The sequence below is a fragment of the Streptomyces sp. C genome (assembly GCF_000158895.1).
GTDB classification, from domain to species: domain Bacteria; phylum Actinomycetota; class Actinomycetes; order Streptomycetales; family Streptomycetaceae; genus Streptomyces; species Streptomyces racemochromogenes.
On the sequence record NZ_GG657750.1, the window covers coordinates 1679306 to 1695352 of the forward strand.

Sequence of the window (16047 nt, forward strand, 5' to 3'; positions counted from 1 at the left end):
GTGATGCTCCGATCATGCAGTGCGAGGGGCCCTTAGTCGATGGTATGCGCGTGCTGTCCGTCCCGGGTCGTAGGGTTTTACGCATGACGACGACCCCCGGTGCCGGTTCCGCAGATGCTTCTTCGGGTGCTTCCCGGCCGACCTCGCTGTCCCCGTCGCGGGCCGGTGACTTCATGCAGTGCCCGTTGCTGTACCGGTTCCGGGTGATCGACCGGCTTCCGGAGAAGCCGAGTGCGGCGGCGACGCGGGGGACGCTGGTGCACGCGGTGCTGGAGCGGCTCTTCGATCATCCGGCGCACGAGCGGACGGTGCCGCGGGCGAAGGAGCTGCTGCCGGGGCAGTGGGAGCGGCTGCTGGAGGCGAAGCCGGAGCTGGCGGAGCTGTTCCCGGAGGGGGACGGGGGGGCGGGGCTGGCGCGCTGGCTGTCGGAGGCGGAGGCGCTGGTGGAGCGCTGGTTCACGCTGGAGGACCCGACGCGGCTGGAGCCGGTGGAGCGGGAGTTCTTCGTGGAGGCGGAGCTGGAGTCGGGGCTGCGGCTGCGCGGGATCATCGACCGGGTGGACGTGGCGGCGACGGGTGAGGTGCGGATCGTCGACTACAAGACGGGCAAGGCGCCGCGGCCGGAGTACGCGGAGGGTGCGCTGTTCCAGATGAAGTTCTACGCGCTGGTGGTGTGGCGGCTGCGGCAGGTGGTGCCGCGGCGGCTGCAGCTGGTGTACCTGGGGAGCGGGGACGTGCTGACGTACGACCCGGTGCCGGCGGATCTGGAGCGGGTGGAGCGGAAGCTGTACGCGTTGTGGGAGGCGATCCGGGAGGCGACGGAGACGGGTGACTGGCGGCCGCGTCCGACGAAGCTGTGCGGCTGGTGTGACCATCAGGCGGTGTGTCCGGAGTTCGGGGGCACTCCCCCGGTGTATCCGCTGGTGGTGCGGCCCCGGGACGGGGCGGATCGCCCGGCCGGTTCCTGATCGGCCGGCCAGGGCAGAATGGGCGGCGTCCGCCGTTGCCGCCCGACGAATACGAGGTACCCCCGTGGCGATCCGCGTCCTGCTGGTCGACGACCAGCCACTGCTGCGCACCGGCTTCCGGATGATTCTGGAGGCGGAGGGCGACCTCGTGGTGGTGGGTGAGGCCGGGGACGGTCTGCAGGCGTTGGAGCAGGTGCGGGCGTTGCAGCCGGACGTGGTGCTGATGGACATCCGGATGCCGCGGATGGACGGGGTGGAGGCGACCCGGCAGATCACCGGGCCGGACCGGAACGGGCCGGCGAAGGTGCTGGTGTTGACCACGTTCGATCTGGACGAGTACGTGGTGGAGGCGCTGCGGGCGGGGGCGAGCGGGTTCCTGTTGAAGGACGCGCCGGCGAACGAGCTGGTGCAGGCGATCCGGGTGGTCGCGGCGGGTGAGGCGATGCTGGCGCCGAGCATCACGCGGCGGCTGCTGGACAAGTACGCCGGTCATCTGCCGTCGGGTGAGCAGAGCCTGCCGGACACGCTGGGGACGCTGACCGAGCGTGAGGTGGAGGTGTTGAAGCTGGTGGCCCGGGGGCTGTCGAACGCGGAGATCGCGGCGGACCTGTTCGTCAGTGAGACGACGGTGAAGACGCACGTGGGGCACGTGCTGACGAAGCTGGGCCTGCGCGACCGGGTGCAGGCCGCGGTGTACGCGTACGAGAGCGGTCTGGTGCGTCCGGGCGCGCAGTAGCGCGTACGGGTGCGGCTGCGGGTGCGGCTCCGCCCCGGCTCCCTTCTCGGGTGCCGGGGCGGAGGTGTGTCCGGGGGCGGGTCAGCCCTTGCTGATCTCCCAGAAGCGGAAGACCGTGGAGGCGTCCAGGGACCACTGGAGACCGGTCACGTTCTGGCGGGCGACGGCGTACTGCTTGCTCTGCCAGAGCGGGAGGACCGGGAGCTCGTCGGCGACGATGTCCTGGAGGCGGGTGTAGTCCGTGTTGGCCGCGGTGCGGTCGGACTTGGTGGAGGTCGAGGGGATGATGGTCCCGGTGATCTCCTTGTTGTCGTAGTTGTTGCGCAGGACGTTGTCCGGGCCGAAGAACGGCTGGGTGAAGTTGTCGGCGTCGGGGTAGTCGGGGACCCAGCCCTTGACGTAGACGCCGTACTTGCCGGCGTCGATGTCCTTCTCGTACTGCTCGAACTCGACGGACTTGACGTCGGCGTCGAAGAGGCCGCTGTCGTTGAGCTGCTTGGCGATGACCTGGAACTGGTGGTCGGTGGAGGGGCCGTAGCGGGTCGGCGTGGACCACAGGGTCAGCTTGATCTTGCCGGTGATGTTGGCGGCCTTGAGGACCGCCTTGGCCTTCTCCAGCTGCGGCGAGCCGCCGTAGCGGTCGAAGTAGGGGGTGGTGTGTCCGGCGATGCCGGCCGGGACGATGGAGTAGAGCGGTGCGGCGGTGCCCGCGTACACGTCCTTGACGAGCGCTTCGCGGTCGACGAGGTAGGCGATCGCCTTGCGGACGGGGAGCTTGCCGACGACGGGGTCGTTGACGTTGAAGACCAGGTGCTCGACTTCGGCGCCGGTGCCCTGGACGACGTCGACCTTGTTGTCGCCGGTCTTGGTGGCGGCGAGGCCTGCGATGTCCTTGGCGGCGAGGCCGCGGAAGGCGAAGTCGACGTCGCCGCTCTCCAGGACGGTCTTGAGGCCGGCCTGGTCGCCGTTGAAGAACTTCAGCGTGACGCCGGTGTTCTTGGCCTTGGCCTTGCCGCTGTAGGAGTCGTTGACCGAGAAGTTGGCGCTCTTCTCGCTGAAGGCGTCGAGCTTGTAGACGCCGGAGCCGACGGCCTTGTTGTCGGTGCGGAGCTTGTCGGCCGGGTATTCCTTGTGGTCGACGATGGCGCCCGCGCCCGACGCGATCTTGCTGGGGAAGGTCGCGTCGGAGGACTTCAGCTTGAAGACGACGGTCTTCTCGTCGGGGGCTTCGATGCCGGCGATCGACGAGAGCATCACGGCGGGGCCGTTGGCGTCGTTGATCTTCAGCGTGCGCTCGAAGGAGAACTTGACGTCCTTCGAGGTGAGGCTGTTGCCGTTGCTGAACTTCAGGCCGCTGCGCAGGGTGCACTTGTACACCTTGCTGTCGCCGCCCTCGAAGTTGCAGGCCTGGGCGGCGTCGGGCTCGGGGGTGGTGCCGCCCTTGGGGAACGTCAGCAGGGACTGGAAGACGTTGTTGAAGAGCAGCCAGGAGCCCGGGTCGTAGCCCGACGCGGGGTCGACGGACTTCACCTTGTCGGATATGCCCATGACCACGCCCTTGCCGTTGCCGGCGGCGGAGCCGTCCTGCGAACCGCAACCGCTGAGCAGCGCTGCGGCAGTGGCCGCGCCGAGCGGGGCTGCCAACCACTGGTTACGTCTCTTCACGCGAATTCCTTCACAGTCTTGTCTGTCGTTGCGCCGGCCTGCGACGTCCGCCGCCGGTCCTGCCGGTCTCAGCCGCTGACACCCCGGCCGAGTTCCCACAGCTGGAGGTCGGAGATGGCGTTGACCGACCATTCCACTCCGGTGATCCCGTCGCGTGCGGCGACGTACTGCTTGCCCTGCCACAGGGGCAGGACGGGGACGTCGTCGGCGACGATGTCCTGCATCTCCGTGATCGCGGGCACGGCGACGTTGCGGTCGGCCGCGCGGCGGGATTCGGGGATGAGCCTGGTGCGCACCGCGTTGTTGGCGTACGGCGTGCCCAGGAAGTTGTCCTGCTCCAGGAAGGGGGCGAGGAAGTTGTCGGGGTCCGGGTAGTCGGGGAACCAGCCGAGCCCGTAGGCGGCGTAGTCGCCCTTCTTCTGGGCGGGGCGGAAGGTGCCCCACTCGTTGCCCTGGACGGTGATGTCGAAGAGCTGGGTGGAGTTCAGCTGGGCCTTGAGGGCGTCGAACTCGGCGGCGGTGCCGTCGCCGTAGTGGTCCGTGGTGTAGTTCAGGGTCAGCTTGACGGGCGGCTTGACGCCGGCGGCCTTGAGGATGTCGGCGGCCTTGGCGGTGTTGGCCTCGCCGTACTTGTTGTAGAACGAGTTGACGTGGCCGGGCACGGCGGTGGGGACGAGCGAGTACAGGGGCTGCGCGGACTTGCCGTAGACCTTGGAGATCACGTTGTTGCGGTCGACGGCGGCGGCGAGGGCCTGGCGCACGGCCTTGTTGCTGACGGTCGGGGCGTCGGTGTTGAAGCCGATGTAGCGGATCTCCAGGCCGGGCATCGGGGTGAGCTTGACGCCCTTGGGGGGAGTCTTGGCGAACTCGGTGATCTGGGCGGGCGACAGGGTGCGGGAGACCACGTGGATCTTCCCGTCGGTGAGCGCCTTGCCCATGGTGGCGGAGTCGTCGAAGGTGCGCAGTTCGACCTTGTCGTTCTGCAGCTTGATGTCGCCCTTGTAGTTCGGGTTCTTGGTGAAGACGGCGCGGACGAGGTGGTTGTCCTTGACCTCGGCCTTCATCGTGTAGGGGCCGGAGCCGTCGACGGTGAAGCCGGGGCGGAGCTTCTTGGCCTCGTAGTTCTTCTCGCTGACGATGCCCGCGGCGGGGGTGGCGAGCTTGTACGGGAAGGTCGCGTCGGCGGTCTTCAGGTGGAAGACGACGGTGTCGGTGCCCTTGGTCTCGACGGTGTCGAGGGTGGAGAGGAGGGCGGAGGGGCCGTTCTCGTCCTTGATGGCGCGGACGCGGTCGATGGAGAACTTGACGTCCTTGGCGGTGACCGGGTCGCCGCCGGCGAACTTCAGGCCGGGCCGCAGGGTGCAGCGGTAGCTTTCGTTGCCGGTGTCGGTGAAGCGGCAGTCGGAGGCGGCTTCGGGGACGGGCTGGCCGCCGCCGCGCGGGGTGCGCACGAGCGTCTGGACGGTCTGGCGCAGGATGTTCCAGGCGCCGGCGTCGTAGGCGTAGGCGGGGTCGAAGGGGGCGGGGGCGTAGTCGGCGGCCTCGAACCGGTCGGTGGTACCGACGACGATCGCTCCGGACGCTGCTCCTCCGCCGCTCGCGCTGCCGCATGCGGACAGCGCGGGGGTGAGCAGGCCGATCGCGGCCGTCAGCACCATGGTCTTGCGGTTCATGCTGGAAGTACTCCCTCACCCGGCACTTGTTCAAAGCGGCGTAGAGGGCACTTCGCGGCGGTCGCCCGTTCAGGGCGGAACGATCGGGCCGGTGTTTGACGATCGGTCCACGCGCGTACCGGCGCAAGGGTGCGCGGCCGGTGCGGCAAGGGTGCGTGCGGAGTGCCCGCGTCGACATTAGTGGGCTGGGGCGGGATGGCTGGAACTGGCAGGAGTTGGGGTGTAATCGCACCGTGATGGGTGCGGACTTACCGCTTATGCCGGAGTCCTCGCAGATGCGGTCAGGAGATGATCAATCCGGACACAAAGGAAGCCCCCGGAGCCGGTGCGCGGGCTCGGCGGGGGCTTCCCGGGTGACCAAGGTCACCTGAAATCTCGCTCACGGAGAGGATGGAATTTCGGCCTCCGGGGTTAAGAGCGGAAGATCCTCTCGTCGGACCTCGGGCTCGCCCCCGTTACGTTCGGCACGGAGTGTGTGCGCTCAGTTCATCGTAGTGATGAGCGAGCGCAGGAAGGGGAGGTTCACGTCCTCCAGCGAGCGCACGATGGTCCGTCCGGGCGCGGGCGCGATGACGCCGACGGAGGGGATGGCCACGACCCGGCAGCCGGCCGCCTCCGCGGCGGCGACCCCGGTGGCGGTGTCCTCGATCACGGCGCAGCGCGAGGGGTGCGCGCCGAGGGTGCCGGCGGCGAGCAGGTACGGGTCCGGATGGGGCTTGGTACGGGGCACCTCGTCGCCGGCGACCGTCAGCGTGAAGCGGTCGCGGCCGAGGGTGAGCAGCACCTGGTCGATGACGCGGCGGTGCGAGGCGGAGACCAGGGCGGTGGGCACGTTGTGCCGGGCCAGCTCGCTCAGGAGGCGCTCGGCGCCGGGCATCAGGGGGACCCGGTCGGCGATGCGGGCCTCGAACCGCTCGTTGAGCAGGACGCTCAGCTCGGCGAGGCCGATGTCGGCTCCGGTCCGCTCGATGAGGAAGGACGCGCTGCGGCTCATGGGACCGCCGACGACCACGTCCCGCCAGGACTCCTCCAGGCGGTGGCCGAGCTCCAGGAAGATCTGCTCCTCGATCTCCCACCAGAAGCCCTCGGTGTCGACGAGGGTGCCGTCCATGTCCAGCAGCACCGCCTGCAGGGCGTGCCCGTCGGCCGTGCGGGCGACGGGTGCGGGAACGGTGCTGGTCATGCGTACGCCTCTCGTGGGGACGACAAGGCCGGTCACCTCGCCCCGCAGGGGACATCCCCTCGGGAACAGGTGACCGGCCTGTTTGGGACCGACCAGTGTACGCCGGTCTACGTCAGCGTGCGTTGAAATACTTCGCTTCGGGGTGGTGAATCACGAGAGCGTCGGTGGACTGCTCGGGGTGGAGCTGGAACTCCTCCGAGAGGTGGACGCCGATCCGCTCCGGCTGGAGGAGGTCGGCGATCTTCGCGCGGTCCTCCAGGTCGGGGCAGGCGCCGTAGCCGAGCGAGAAGCGGGCGCCGCGGTACTTGAGGTCGAACATGTCCTCGACCTTGTCGGGGTCCTCGCCGCCGAAACCGAGCTCGGCGCGGACGCGGGCGTGCCAGTACTCGGCGAGGGCCTCGGCGAGCTGGACGGAGAGGCCGTGCAGCTCCAGGTACTCGCGGTAGGAGTCGGATTCGAACAGCTTGGCCGTGGCCTCGCCGATCCTCGAGCCGACGGTGACCACCTGGAGGCCGATGACGTCGGTCTCGCCGGACTCCTCCGGGCGGAAGAAGTCGGCGAGGCACAGGCGGCGGCCGCGGCGCTGGCGGGGGAAGGTGAAGCGGGTCCGCTCGTTGCCCTGCTCGTCGAGGATGATCAGGTCCTCGCCCTTGGAGACGCACGGGAAGTAGCCGTAGACCACGGCCGCTTCCAGGAGGTTCTCGGTGTGCAGCTTCTCCAGGAGGCCGCGCAGGCGCGGACGGCCCTCGCTCTCGACGAGCTCCTCGTACGTGGCCCCGCCGGCGCGGGCCTGCTTGAGGCCCCACTGGCCCTTGAACAGGGCGCCTTCGTCCAGCCAGGAGGCGTAGTCCTTGAGCGGGATGCCCTTGATGACGCGGGTACCCCAGAAGGGCGGGGTGGGCACCGGGTTGTCGACGGCGACGTCGGAGCGGCCGCCGGTCTCCTCCGGCTCCTCCACCTGGAGGGCGGGGGTGTCGCGCTTGGCGACGCGGCGCTGCTTGAGTTCGGGGAGGGTGGCGCCGGGGACTCCGCGCTTGACGGCGATGAGGGCGTCCATCAGCCGCAGGCCCTCGAACGCGTCGCGGGCGTAGCGGACCTCGCCCTCGTAGATCTCGTGGAGGTCCTGCTCGACGTAGGCGCGGGTGAGTGCGGCGCCGCCGAGGATCACCGGGTAGTCGGCCGCCAGCTTGCGCTGGTTGAGCTCCTCCAGGTTCTCCTTCATGATCACCGTCGACTTCACCAGCAGCCCGGACATGCCGATCACGTCGGCCTTGTGCTCCTGCGCCGCCTCCAGGATCGCCGAGACCGGCTGCTTGATGCCGATGTTCACGACGTTGTAGCCGTTGTTGGTGAGGATGATGTCGACGAGGTTCTTACCGATGTCGTGGACGTCGCCGCGGACGGTGGCCAAGACGATGGTGCCCTTGCCGTCCGCGTCGGTCTTCTCCATGTGCGGCTCCAGGAAGGCCACCGCCGTCTTCATCACCTCGGCCGACTGGAGGACGAACGGGAGCTGCATCTGCCCGGAACCGAACAGCTCACCGACGACCTTCATGCCCTCCAGGAGGGTGTCGTTGACGATGTCCAGCGCCGGACGGGTCTGAAGGGCCTCCTCCAGATCCGCCTCCAGGCCGTTCTTCTCCCCGTCGATGATCCGCCGCTGCAGCCGCTCCTCCAGCGGCAACGCGAGGAGCTCCTCGGCCTTGCCGGCCTTCATCGACTTCGTGTTCACGCCCTCGAACAGGGCCATCAGCTTCTGCAGCGGGTCGTAGTCGCCCTCACGCCGGTCGTAGATCAGATCCAGGGCCGTGGTGACCTGCTCCTCGTCGAACCGCGCGATCGGCAGGATCTTCGACGCGTGCACGATCGCCGAGTCCAGACCCGCCTTCACACACTCGTCCAGGAACACCGAGTTCAGCAGGATCCGGGCGGCCGGGTTCAACCCGAACGAGATGTTCGACAGACCGAGGGTCGTCTGCACGTCCGGGTGGCGGCGCTTGAGCTCGCGGATCGACTCGATCGTCGCGATCCCGTCCTTGCGGGACTCCTCCTGCCCCGTGCAGATCGTGAACGTCAGGGTGTCGATCAGAATGTCCGACTCCCGGATCCCCCAATTGCCGGTCAGGTCCTCGATCAGGCGCTCGGCGATCGCGACCTTGTGCTCGACGGTGCGGGCCTGGCCCTCCTCGTCGATCGTCAGCGCGATCAGCGCCGCCCCGTGCTCCTGCGCCAACCGGGTCACCTTCGCGAACCGCGACTCCGGCCCGTCACCGTCCTCGTAGTTGACCGAATTGATGACCGCACGCCCGCCCAGCTTCTCCAGACCCGCCTGGATCACCGGAACCTCGGTCGAGTCCAGCACGATCGGCAGCGTCGAAGCCGTCGCGAAACGCCCCGCCAGCTCCTGCATGTCCGCGACACCATCACGGCCCACGTAGTCCACGCACAGGTCCAGCATGTGCGCGCCCTCACGGATCTGGTCCCGCGCCATCTCCACACAGTCGTCCCAGCGGGCGTCCAGCATCGCCTCACGGAACTTCTTCGACCCGTTCGCGTTCGTCCGCTCACCGATCGCCATGTACGAGGTGTCCTGCCGGAACGGCACCGTCTGATAGAGCGACGCAGCCCCCGGCTCCGGCTGCGGCGACCGCTCGGTGACCGCCGTGCCCCGGACCCGCTCCACGACCTGCCGCAGGTGCTCCGGCGTCGTCCCGCAGCAGCCGCCCACCAGCGACAGCCCGTACTCACGGACGAACGTCTCCTGCGCGTCCGCCAGCTCCGCCGCCGACAGCGGATAGTGCGCCCCCTGCTTCGTCAGCACCGGCAGACCCGCGTTCGGCATGCACGACAGCGGGATCCGCGCGTTGCGGGCCAGATAACGCAGGTGCTCGCTCATCTCCGCCGGACCCGTCGCACAGTTCAGACCGATCATGTCGATCCCCAGCGGCTCCAACGCCGTCAACGCCGCCCCGATCTCCGAACCGAGCAGCATCGTGCCGGTGGTCTCGACGGTGACGGAGCAGATGAGCGGGACGGTGACGCCGAGGGCCTCCATGGCGCGGCGGGCGCCGATGATGGAGGACTTGGTCTGGAGGAGGTCCTGGGTGGTCTCGACGAGCAGCGCGTCGGCGCCGCCGGAGATCAGGCCCTCGGCGTTGACCTGGTAGGCGTCGCGGATCTGGGCGTAGCTGATGTGGCCCAGGGTGGGCAGCTTGGTGCCGGGGCCGATGGAGCCGAGGACCCAGCGCTGCTGTCCGGTGGAGGCGGTGAACGCGTCGGCGGCCTGGCGGGCGATGCGGGCGCCGGCCTCGGACAGCTCGAAGTTGCGTTCGGGGATGTCGTACTCGGCCAGGGCCGCGTAGTTCGCGCCGAAGGTGTTGGTCTCGACGCAGTCCACGCCCACCGAGAAGTACGCCTCGTGGACCGAGCGGACGATGTCGGGGCGGGTGACGTTGAGGACCTCGTTGCAGCCTTCCAGCTGCTGGAAGTCCTCCAGCGTGGGGTCCTGTGCCTGGAGCATGGTTCCCATGGCTCCGTCGGCGACGACCACGCGGGTCGCGAGCGCCTCTCGGAGGGCATCGGCCCGTGTCTGGGTGTCTGCGGGCGGGTTCGGCAACGAGGCCATGGTTGAGCTCCCTGGGCTGCGACGGCTGTCGGCTTTGCACCCTCTGTGTCAAGGGTGCACGCCGTCAGGGTAACCGCGCGGCAGTGGACCCGGTGGGGGCGTCCCACGTGGCGGACTGCATCCTGTGGCCGGGAGCCGCGTGGGAGGGTGCCCCGGTCGCGCCGCACCATGAATCACCCAACCATGCACGAGGTCGACATCGACCGATACTGTTCAGCATTGTCGAACTACGTCAGCAGGAGGCTGCGCGATGGCACGGAACATCCAGTCGCTCGAACGAGCCGCTGCGATGCTGCGGCTCCTGGCCGGCGGGGAACGCCGGCTGGGTCTCTCGGACGTGGCGTCCGCCCTGGGCCTGGCCAAGGGCACGGCGCACGGGATCCTGCGCACGCTGCAGGCCGAGGGCTTCGTGGAGCAGGACCCGGCCTCCGGGCGCTACCAGCTGGGCGCGGAGCTGCTGCGGCTGGGCAACAGCTACCTGGACGTGCACGAGCTGCGCGCCCGCGCGCTGGTGTGGACGGACGACCTGGCGCGGGCCAGCGGCGAGAGCGTGTACGTGGGGGTGCTGCACCAGAGCGGGGTGCTGATCATGCACCACGTGTTCCGGCCGGACGACAGCCGTCAGGTGCTGGAGGTGGGGGCGATGCAGCCGCTGCACTCCACGGCCCTGGGCAAGGTGCTGTCGGCCTACGACCCGGTGGCGCACACGGAGGCCCTGGACGCGGAGCGGGAGGCGTTCACGCCCCGCACGGTGACCGACGCGGCGGGCTTCGAGGGCCTGTTGGACCTGACCCGGGCGCGCGGCTGGGCGTCGGACGTCGAGGAGACCTGGGAGGGCGTCGCCTCGGTGGCCGCCCCCATTCACGACCGGCGGCGGATGCCGGTCGGCGCGGTGGCCGTCGCGGGCGCCGTGGAGCGGGTCTGCGGGGAGTCCGGGGAGCCCCGGCCGGCCCTGGTGGCCTCCGTGCGGGACTGCGCGCGGTCGGTTTCGCGCGATCTCGGCGCGGGCCGGTTCTGAGCTTGACCTGACGCCTTCGGTCCACCCAATGGCCCACCTCACGAGCCATTCGGGTGGACTTTGGCGTTTTCCGAGCAGCCATTGGCCGGATTTGGTCGATCGTACCGAGTGGTAACGATCCGGTTCTTTGACCTGGTCAACCCTTGACGCGTTCTTCACCCAGGCGGAAAACTGCCGTTCATCGGTCGGCATTGTCGAACACCTACCGGCAATACGCGTTAGGCTGTGGCGAGGCCATGGACCGGTGAAGCACTCACCGAGTGTGTGGACCACCGGAGGGACCCGGTGTCCGCCCACCCCTGGACGTAAGACAAAGGAGTCGCGGGTGTCCAGCTCCGACATCTTCATCGGCGAGACCATCGGTACCGCCCTGCTCACACTGCTCGGCGGCGGCGTGTGCGCCGCCCTCACGCTCAAGAGCTCCAAGGCCCGTGGCGCGGGCTGGCTCGCGATCACCTTCGGGTGGGGCTTCGCGGTCCTGATCGCCGCCTACGTCTCCGCGCCGCTCTCCGGCGCGCACCTCAACCCGGCGGTCACCGTCGGCATCGCCGTCAAGACCGGTGAGTGGGGTGACGTCCCCGTCTACTTCGCGGGCCAGATCCTCGGCGCCATGCTCGGCGCGGTCCTGATGTGGATCACCTACTACGGCCAGTTCGCCGCGCACCTGGCGGACCCCGAGAACATCAAGGACGCCAAGCTCGGTCCCGAGGACCCGCACCCGCACGACCAGGCCGGCCCGGTGCTCGGCATCTTCTCCACCGGCCCCGAGATCCGCAACGTGGTCCAGAACCTCGCCACGGAGATCATCGGCACCTTCGTCCTGGTCATCGCGATCCTGACGCAGGGCCTCCAGGACGGCGGCAAGGGCCTCGGCGTCATCGGCGTCCTGATCACCTCCTTCGTCGTCGTCGGCATCGGCCTCTCCCTCGGCGGTCCGACCGGCTACGCCATCAACCCGGTCCGCGACCTCGGTCCCCGCATCGTCCACGCCCTGCTCCCGCTGCCCAACAAGGGCGGCTCGGACTGGGGATACTCCTGGATCCCGGTCGTCGGCCCGCTCGTCGGTGCCGCGCTCGCCGGCGGTCTGTACAACATCGCGTTCGCCTGATCAGCTTCGGCCGCGTTCGTAAGATCCGCACCGCCCTCCTGATTCCGCCTACTCAACAGACCTGCCAGGAGCAGCCATCATGACCAGCAGCACCGGCCCCTTCATCGCCGCGATCGACCAGGGCACCACCTCCTCCCGCTGCATCGTCTTCGACCGCGACGGCCGCATCGTGGCCGTCGACCAGAAGGAGCACGAGCAGATCTTCCCGAAGCCGGGCTGGGTCGAGCACGACGCCGTCGAGATCTGGACCAACGTCCAGGAGGTCGTCGCCGGCGCCATCGCCAAGGCCGAGATCACCGCCGCCGACGTCAAGGCGGTCGGCATCACCAACCAGCGCGAGACCACCGTCCTGTGGGACAAGAACACCGGCGAGCCGGTGCACAACGCGCTGGTCTGGCAGGACACCCGCACCGACGCCCTGTGCAAGGAGCTCGGCCGCAACGTCGGCCAGGACCGGTTCCGCCGCGAGACCGGCCTGCCGCTGGCGAGCTACTTCGCCGGCCCGAAGGTCCGCTGGCTGCTCGACAACGTCGAGGGCCTGCGCGAGCGCGCCGAGGCCGGCGACATCCTCTTCGGCACCATGGACTCCTGGGTCATCTGGAACCTCACGGGCGGCGCCCAGGGCGGTGCGCACGTCACGGACGTCACCAACGCCTCGCGCACCATGCTGATGAACCTGCACACCCTGGCCTGGGACGAGAAGATCGCGGAGTCGATGGGCGTCCCGCTCAACGTGCTCCCCGAGATCAAGTCCTCCGCCGAGGTCTACGGCCACGTCAAGGACGGCGTCCTCGCCGGCGTCCCGGTCGCCTCGGCGCTCGGCGACCAGCAGGCCGCCCTCTTCGGGCAGACCTGTTTCGCCGAGGGCGAGGCGAAGTCCACCTACGGCACCGGCACGTTCATGCTGATGAACACCGGCGACAAGATCATCAACTCCTACAGCGGCCTGCTGACCACGGTCGGCTACCAGATCGGCGACCAGAAGCCGGTCTACGCCCTGGAGGGCTCCATCGCCGTCACCGGCTCGCTCGTCCAGTGGATGCGCGACCAGATGGGCATGATCAAGACCGCCGCCGAGATCGAGACCCTCGCGCTCTCGGTCGAGGACAACGGCGGCGCCTACTTCGTGCCGGCCTTCTCCGGCCTGTTCGCCCCGTACTGGCGCTCCGACGCCCGCGGTGTGATCGCCGGCCTCACCCGGTACGTCACCAAGGCGCACATCGCCCGTGCCGTCCTGGAGGCCACCGCCTGGCAGACCCGCGAGATCACCGACGCCATGACCAAGGACTCCGGCGTCGAGCTGTCGGCCCTCAAGGTCGACGGCGGCATGACCTCCAACAACCTGCTGATGCAGACGCTCTCGGACTTCCTGGACGCCCCCGTGGTGCGCCCGATGGTCGCCGAGACCACCTGCCTCGGCGCCGCCTACGCCGCCGGCCTGGCCGTCGGCTTCTGGCCCGACACCGACGCCCTGCGCGCCAACTGGCGCCGCGCGGCGGAATGGACCCCGCGGATGCCCGCCGACCAGCGGGACCGCGAGTACAAGAACTGGCTCAAGGCCGTCGAGCGGTCCATGGGCTGGATCGACGACGAAGACGCCAGCTGACGCACCGGCTGAGCCGATCGACGAGGAGCTGAAAGAAATATGAGCACCCTGCAGAGCGTTCCCGCCCTGGGCACGCACCCGACTTCCGGTGCCAACGCGAGCCGCGCGGAGACCCGTGAGCAGCTCTCGAAGGCCACGTACGACCTGCTGGTCATCGGCGGTGGGATCCTGGGCACCTCGGTGGCCTGGCACGCCGCGCAGTCGGGTCTGCGGGTTGCCATGGTGGACGCCGGCGACTTCGCCGGCGCCACCTCCTCGGCCTCCTCGAAGCTCGTCCACGGCGGTCTGCGCTACCTGCAGACCGGCGCGGTCAAGCTGGTGGCGGAGAACCACCACGAGCGGCGGGTGCTGGCCAAGGACGTGGCCCCGCACCTGGTCAACCCGCTCACGTTCTACCTGCCGGTCTACAAGGGCGGTCCGGTGGGTGCGGCCAAGCTGGGCGCGGGCGTCTTCGCCTACTCCGCCCTCTCGGCCTTCGGCGACGGCATGGGCAAGGTCATATCGCCGGCCCGTGCCGTCGCCGACAACCCCGGCCTCAAGACGGACAACCTCAAGGCCGTCGCGGTCTACTACGACCACCAGATGAACGACTCCCGCGTCGCCGTGATGACGGTCCGCGCGGCCGTCGAGTCCGGCGCGGTCGTCCTCAACCACGCCGAGGTCACCGGCCTGCGCATGACGCGCGGCCGGGTCAGCGGCGCCGAGCTCAAGGACCGCCTGGACGGGACCGAGTTCGGAGTCGACGCGCGCGTCGTGCTCAACGCCACCGGCCCGTGGGTGGACCACCTGCGGCGCATGGAAGACAAGCACGCGATGCCGTCGATCCGCCTCTCCAAGGGCGCGCACATCGTCATGAAGCGCAAGTCGCCGTGGAAGGCCGCCATGGCCACCCCGATCGACAAGTACCGCATCACCTTCGCCCTCCCGTGGGAGGACCAGCTGCTGCTCGGCACCACCGACGAGGTGTACGAGGGCGACCCGGCGGACGTGCGCGCCACCGAGTCCGACATCCAGCAGATCCTGGACGAGGCCGCGTTCTCCATCAAGGACGCCGACCTCGACCGCTCGCTGATGACGTACGCCTTCGCCGGCCTGCGCGTGCTCCCGGGCGGCCCCGGCGGCGTCGAGAAGGCCAAGCGCGAGACGGTCGTCTCCGAGGGCGCGGGCGGCATGCTGTCCGTGGCCGGCGGCAAGTGGACCACGTACCGCCACATCGGCCGCGTGGTCATGGACAAGCTCGCCAAGCTCCCCGGCAGCCCGCTGACCGAGGACATGGAGCCGGTGAAGTCCCTCGTGCGCCGCGTCCCGCTGCCCGGTGTCGCCAACCCGAACGCGGTCGCGCACCGCCTGCTGGTGGACCGCGAGCCCGGCGCCCGCATGGACCCGCTGACCGCCCGCCACCTGGCCTCGCACTACGGCTCGCTCGCCTTCGACATCGCCCGCCTGGCGAACGAGGACCCGGCGCTGGCCGAGCGCATCCACCCGGACGGTCCGGAGATCTGGGCGCAGGTCGCCTACGCACGTGACAACGAGTGGGCCGAGACGGTCGACGACGTGCTGCGCCGCCGTACGACGGTGACGGTCCGCGGCCTGGACGACGAGGCCGTACGGGCCCGCGTCGAGGAGATGCTGGGCCGCAAGGCATAGCTCGTACGCAGGTGGGGAAGAGGGGCGGTTCCGAGGGGAACCGCCCCTCTGTCGTGGGCTGTGGCCGACGCACCACGAAGGCTTAGGCTGACCCACGTACGCAAGGAACTTCGGAAGGAGACCTGGGTGATCGAGCTTGAGGGCGTGCCCGAGCTGATCGACCCGGTCATGGTGGCCGCGTTCGAGGGCTGGAACGACGCGGGCGACGCCGCCTCCGGTGCGGTGGCGCACCTGGACCGGGAGTGGAAGGGCGAGGTCTTCGCGGCGCTGGACGCCGAGGACTACTACGACTTCCAGGTCAACCGGCCGACGGTGTGGCTGGACAACGGGGTCAGGAAGATCACCTGGCCCACGACGCGGCTGTCGGTGGTCCGGATCGGCGGCGCGAAGCCGCGCGACCTGGTGCTCGTCCGGGGCATCGAGCCGTCCATGCGGTGGCGGTCGTTCTGCAACGAGCTGCTCGGGTTCGCGCACGAGCTGGGCGTCGAGATGGTCGTCATCCTGGGCGCGCTGCTGGGCGACACCCCGCACACGCGGCCGGTGCCGGTGAGCGGGGTGACCTCGGACGCGGACCTTGCGCGGACGATGGACCTGGAGGAGACGAAGTACGAGGGTCCGACGGGGATCGTGGGCGTGCTCCAGGAGGCCTGTACGCACGCCGGGGTCCCGGCGGTGTCGCTGTGGGCGGCGGTGCCGCACTACGTGTCGCAACCGCCGAACCCGAAGGCGACGCTGGCGCTGCTGAACCGGCTGGAGGACCTGATCGACATCCGGATCCCGCTCGGGGAACTCCCGGAGGACGCGCGGGCGTGGCAGCT

Annotated in this window: 11 protein-coding genes; 7 read left to right on the plus strand and 4 right to left on the minus strand. The window is 69.4% G+C overall.

The window, feature by feature from the left end; all coding sequences use genetic code 11:
* Positions 1 to 83: 83 nt before the first annotated feature.
* Together SSNG_RS07435 and SSNG_RS07440 are read left to right on the plus strand one after the other, a co-directional pair.
* Positions 84 to 968: a RecB family exonuclease gene (locus SSNG_RS07435; protein ID WP_007263189.1), complete on the plus strand. Its 885-nt coding sequence runs from the start codon at positions 84 to 86 to the stop codon at positions 966 to 968.
* A 64-nt stretch (positions 969 to 1032) separates the two neighbouring features.
* Positions 1033 to 1704: a response regulator transcription factor gene (locus SSNG_RS07440; protein ID WP_007263190.1), complete on the plus strand. Its 672-nt coding sequence runs from the start codon at positions 1033 to 1035 to the stop codon at positions 1702 to 1704.
* Between the two features lie 81 nt (positions 1705 to 1785).
* On the opposite strand, the gene SSNG_RS07445 is transcribed toward SSNG_RS07440, so the two are convergent.
* From SSNG_RS07445 to metH, 4 genes are all read right to left on the minus strand, one after another.
* Positions 1786 to 3369 (minus strand): ABC transporter substrate-binding protein, encoded by a 1584-nt coding sequence (locus tag SSNG_RS07445; RefSeq protein WP_007263191.1) that lies wholly within the window; start codon positions 3367 to 3369, stop codon positions 1786 to 1788.
* 68 nt (positions 3370 to 3437) lie between these two features.
* Positions 3438 to 5042, minus strand: coding sequence for an ABC transporter substrate-binding protein (locus SSNG_RS07450; protein ID WP_007263192.1), 1605 nt, complete (start codon positions 5040 to 5042; stop codon positions 3438 to 3440).
* A gap of 481 nt (positions 5043 to 5523) precedes the next feature.
* The gene (locus tag SSNG_RS07455; protein WP_007263193.1) at positions 5524 to 6225 is read right to left on the minus strand and encodes an HAD family phosphatase; all 702 of its coding nucleotides are present in this window, start codon (positions 6223 to 6225) and stop codon (positions 5524 to 5526) included.
* Positions 6226 to 6337: 112 nt separating this feature from the next.
* Entirely contained in the window at positions 6338 to 9850 is a 3513-nt protein-coding gene (gene metH / locus SSNG_RS07460) for a methionine synthase (protein ID WP_007263194.1), read from the minus strand.
* Between the two features lie 250 nt (positions 9851 to 10100).
* Here metH and SSNG_RS07465 point away from each other — a divergent pair, with 250 nt between their 5' ends.
* From SSNG_RS07465 to SSNG_RS07485, 5 genes are all read left to right on the plus strand, one after another.
* Entirely contained in the window at positions 10101 to 10868 is a 768-nt protein-coding gene (locus SSNG_RS07465; protein ID WP_007263195.1) for an IclR family transcriptional regulator, read from the plus strand.
* Between the two features lie 325 nt (positions 10869 to 11193).
* The gene (locus SSNG_RS07470) at positions 11194 to 11976 is read left to right on the plus strand and encodes an MIP/aquaporin family protein (protein ID WP_007263196.1); all 783 of its coding nucleotides are present in this window, start codon (positions 11194 to 11196) and stop codon (positions 11974 to 11976) included.
* A gap of 79 nt (positions 11977 to 12055) precedes the next feature.
* Positions 12056 to 13582: a glycerol kinase GlpK gene (gene glpK, locus SSNG_RS07475; protein WP_042800685.1), complete on the plus strand. Its 1527-nt coding sequence runs from the start codon at positions 12056 to 12058 to the stop codon at positions 13580 to 13582.
* 39 nt (positions 13583 to 13621) lie between these two features.
* Positions 13622 to 15229, plus strand: coding sequence for a glycerol-3-phosphate dehydrogenase/oxidase (locus SSNG_RS07480; RefSeq protein WP_007263198.1), 1608 nt, complete (start codon positions 13622 to 13624; stop codon positions 15227 to 15229).
* Positions 15230 to 15355: 126 nt separating this feature from the next.
* Positions 15356 to 16047 (plus strand): PAC2 family protein (locus SSNG_RS07485; RefSeq protein ID WP_042803064.1); only part of this gene is annotated, 692 nt, incomplete at its 3' end.

Coding starts and splice junctions, on each gene's coding strand:
- SSNG_RS07435 (WP_007263189.1), top strand. CDS start 84: ATGACGACGACCCCCGGTGCCGGTTCCGCAGATGCTTCTTCGGGTGCT.
- SSNG_RS07450 (WP_007263192.1), bottom strand. CDS start 5,042: ATGAACCGCAAGACCATGGTGCTGACGGCCGCGATCGGCCTGCTCACC.
- SSNG_RS07455 (WP_007263193.1), bottom strand. CDS start 6,225: ATGACCAGCACCGTTCCCGCACCCGTCGCCCGCACGGCCGACGGGCAC.
- metH (WP_007263194.1), bottom strand. CDS start 9,850: ATGGCCTCGTTGCCGAACCCGCCCGCAGACACCCAGACACGGGCCGAT.
- SSNG_RS07465 (WP_007263195.1), top strand. CDS start 10,101: ATGGCACGGAACATCCAGTCGCTCGAACGAGCCGCTGCGATGCTGCGG.
- glpK (WP_042800685.1), top strand. CDS start 12,056: ATGACCAGCAGCACCGGCCCCTTCATCGCCGCGATCGACCAGGGCACC.
- SSNG_RS07480 (WP_007263198.1), top strand. CDS start 13,622: ATGAGCACCCTGCAGAGCGTTCCCGCCCTGGGCACGCACCCGACTTCC.